This window comes from Collimonas sp. (genome assembly GCF_044339385.1).
Taxonomy (GTDB): Bacteria; Pseudomonadota; Gammaproteobacteria; order Burkholderiales; family Burkholderiaceae_D; genus Collimonas.
In genome coordinates, this window is the sequence record NZ_JBIIVN010000202.1 from 1 (window position 1) to 3,744 (window position 3,744).

Annotated in this window: 3 protein-coding genes; all 3 read right to left on the reverse strand. The window is 54.4% G+C overall.

All coding sequences use genetic code 11. The features are described 5' to 3' along the window. Window positions 1-237: 237 nt before the first annotated feature. Window positions 238-1,269 carry a threonine aldolase family protein gene (locus ACIQ0R_RS11770; RefSeq protein ID WP_395827611.1) on the reverse strand — a complete coding sequence of 344 codons (1,032 nt, stop codon included), beginning with the start codon at window positions 1,267-1,269 and terminating at the stop codon, window positions 238-240. A gap of 178 nt (window positions 1,270-1,447) precedes the next feature. Next, window positions 1,448-2,569: a PLP-dependent aminotransferase family protein gene (locus ACIQ0R_RS11775; RefSeq protein WP_395827617.1), complete on the reverse strand. Its 1,122-nt coding sequence runs from the start codon at window positions 2,567-2,569 to the stop codon at window positions 1,448-1,450. A 218-nt stretch (window positions 2,570-2,787) separates the two neighbouring features. Further along, a complete protein-coding gene (locus tag ACIQ0R_RS11780; RefSeq protein WP_395827614.1) occupies window positions 2,788-3,246 on the reverse strand; it encodes a RidA family protein in 459 nt (152 codons plus the stop codon). Window positions 3,247-3,744 lie beyond the last annotated feature (498 nt).

Genomic DNA, 3,744 nt, shown 5'->3' on the forward strand with positions numbered 1-3,744 from the left:
GCAGCATTCGACGCTTGACTATCGTTCACCCTGCCAGTATTTAGATGACAGGCTCACTGAGCAACATCAGGAAAAACAGGCGGCATAAAAGCCACCTGTTGGGAGACGAAAAATCGAGGGAAGCTCACACACCCTCCATAGTCGGATTATTTTAATTCGACTCTGACCCTAATTGTTTCCTGACCCCAATTGTTTTCTAATTGTTTCTGCCGCAATTTTCTAAGCGGCTGATCTGGATTATGCGAGACACAAACCTCGTAACTCCGCAGCAAACCGCTCTACCGTTTGCGGTTGCGTATCCCAGGCGCACATCAGACGACAACCGCCGGCACCGATAAACTGATAGAACTTCCAGCCGCCCGCACGCATTGCGTCAGCAGCTTGTTTCGGCAAGTCTGCAAAAACAGCGTTCGATTGCGGCTCGTACAATACCCGCACACCGGGGATATCGCGCAGGCGCTGATGCAGTAATTGCGCCATGGCATTCGCATGGCGGGCGTTACGCAACCAGACATCGTTATCCAGCAATCCTAGCCAGGGTGCGGAAATAAAACGCATCTTGGATGCGAGCTGGCCAGCTTGCTTGACACGATAGGCGAAATCCTCGGCCAGCGCCTTGTCGAAGAACACTACCACCTCGCCCACCGGTAAGCCATTCTTGGTGCCGCCGAAGCACAGCACATCGACGCCGGCACGCCAGGTGATTTCCGAAGGATGCACGTTCAGCGACGCCACCGCATTGGCAAACCGCGCACCATCCATATGCACCCGCAACTGGCGACGTTTGGCAATCGCAGCGATTGCGCGGATTTCCTCGACGCAATACACGGTGCCAACTTCTGTCGATTGCGTGATGCTGACCACCTTTGGCCGTGGATAATGGATATCGGCGCGCTTAGTGACCAAGGCCTCGATCGCATCCGCCGTCAGCTTGCCGTTCTCGCCTTTGGCTGTCAGCAGTTTGGAGCCGTTGGAAAAGAATTCAGGACCGCCGCACTCATCGGTTTCAATGTGCGCCAGCTCATGGCAGATCACCGAGTGATAGGACTGGCATAGCGAGGCCAGCGCCAGCGAATTGGCTGCCGTGCCGTTGAATACAAAGAATACTTCACAGTCGGTCTGGAACAGATCGCGCATGCGATCGCATACGCGCTGAGTCCAGGCATCGTCACCGTAGGACGACGCGTGGCCGCTGTCATTGCTCTTGAGCAGATACTCAAGCGCTTCCGGACAAATACCGGCTTGATTGTCGGAGGCAAATTGTTGCATGGAGCACCTTTGATCGATGTGGAACCTTAGCCATTACAAAAATTACAAAAATTACAAATCAAGAAACGCCAAGGGCCGGCGTCTGCTGGCATTGTGTGCGCTGCAGACACCAGCCCTTGGCTTGCCATCTTGCCTCCTGCCTGGAGCAGTTTGCTCACGAACAGTCAGCGCATTCAAATCAAATCTTCGATGCGATCAGCTTGCCCAGACGCTCGATTCCTTCGCGGATTCTGGCCGGCGGCACTGTGACGAAACTCAACCGCAGCGTATGTTTTTCCGGGGTATTGCCATAAAACGGCGCGCCCGGCACAAACGCCACGCGCTGCCCGACGGCTTCGTCGAGCAGTTGCATGCTGTCGATATGCTTCGGCAAGGTCACCCAGATGAACATCCCGCCTTCCGGCCGGGTCCAGCTGCACTGGCTCGGGAAATAGGTTTGCAAGGCGTCCAGCATGGCATCGCACTGATCCGAATACAACTTGCGGATAGTCGGAATATGGTCGTCAAGGAAGCCGTCCTTGATCGTATTGTAGACTACCATTTGGGTCAGCTGCGCGGTGTGAAGATCGGTCGCCTGCTTGGCTTGTTCAAGCTTTTCGACCAGTGGCCGCGGCGCAACCACGTAACCCAGACGGATGCCTGGCGTCAGTATTTTTGAGAACGACCCCATATAGATGACGCCGTCCGGGTTCATGCTGAGCATTTTCGGCAACGGTTCAGCACGATAGCTGAGAGCGCCGTATGGATCGTCCTCAATCAGCGGCAGTCCAAGCCGGGCGCAGACATCGACCAGCACGTGGCGACGTTGCAACGACAGCGTACGACCAGTAGGGTTCTGAAAATTCGGCAGCGCGTACAGGATGCGCGCGCCCTGCCCCAGCGTTGCCACCGTCTCCGGCAGCAAACCGCCATCGTCACTCGGTACTGAGACGAATTCCGAGCCGTACAACGAGAACGCCTGCAAAGCGCCGAGATAACTTGGCGTTTCGACCAGTACCTTGCTGCGTTCGTCGATCAGTACCTTGCCCAGCAGATCCAGGTCTTGCTGCGAACCCGAAGTCATCAAGACCTGATTCGGCGAAATCCTGGCGCCGTTGGTCGAGAGCGAATCCGCCACCCACTCGCGCAACGGAGCGTAGCCATCGGTCGGCCCGTATTGCAGCGCAACCTTGCCTTGCTCAGAGAGCACCTTATCGAAAGCGACCTTCAGTTGCTCCACCGGAAAAGTCGCTGGCGACGGCAAGCCACCGGCGAACGAAATGATTTCTGGACGCATGGTGATCTTGAGGATTTCTCGGATGGCCTAACTTTGCAGTTTCTGCGCTCTCTCCGAAAAATGCCAATCAAGCGCGGGGGAGTTTTCAATTTTCATAGATTATCTTCAAGTGATCTTATTTTTTAAGGGGCGTCTTGCAACTATCCAGCCGCAGCCGGAACCATGGGTAGACGCCCGTGACTTTTTTTATGATCTGCCGTCTCCTGGGCTGGTAGCGGGTGACGCTACCAGAACTGCGCGGACTACTCTATTTCAGCAATCATTTCAATTTCAACGCAGGCGCCCAACGGCAGTTGCGCTACACCAAATGCGGAACGGGCATGTTTGCCCTGCTTGCCAAATACCTCGCCGATCAGTTCAGAGGCACCGTTGGTGACCAGATGCTGCTCGGTGAAATCGCCGGTCGAATTGACCAGGCTCATTAATTTGACGATGCGCTTGACGCGCTTCAAGTCACCGCCGCAGGCTGCCTGCAAGGTCGCGATCAGTTCGATAGCAATGCCACGCGCAGCCAGTTTGGCTTCTTCGGTAGTGGTGTCCTTGCCCAGTTGGCCAACCCAGATCTTGCCATCCTTTTTGGCCAGATGGCCGGACAGGTAAACTGTATTGCCGCTTTGGGCATACATCACATAGGCAGCAGCAGGCACAGCGACGGCAGGCAACGTGATATTCAGGGCTTGCAACTTTTCATAGACAGACATCTGACACTCCGATAGATAGAATCATTTGTGGACGCTTATGGCGTCAACAACAATGACGGGATAAAAGGGATAACGCCGGGTATTTTCCGGGAAGTCTGTGGTTATCTCAAATCCACCGCACAGTTTGCGAAAAGGTTGGGGATTTATATTTTGCGATCCGCTTGCTTGCTCTACGACCAATCCTGAGGCCTTCTTTCCCCCCCCTGCCAATCCCGGCAGTGAGCAACATGACCTTGGATTAGCGTCACATTGTGCATTTTTTAACGCCCAATCAAATCAACGCCAGACAGAAATGGCGGAATAGATGGTATATAGTGGACCCGGAAATCCGGACAATAGTTTAAGGAGTATCCTGCACTGAACAACGAAGGCTGAGCTTCCCTCGATTTTTCGTCTTCCAACAGGTGGCTTTTATGCCGCCTGTTTTTCCTGATGTTGCTCAGTGAGCCAGTCATCTAAATACTGGCAGGGTGAACGATAGCCAAGCGTCGAATGCTG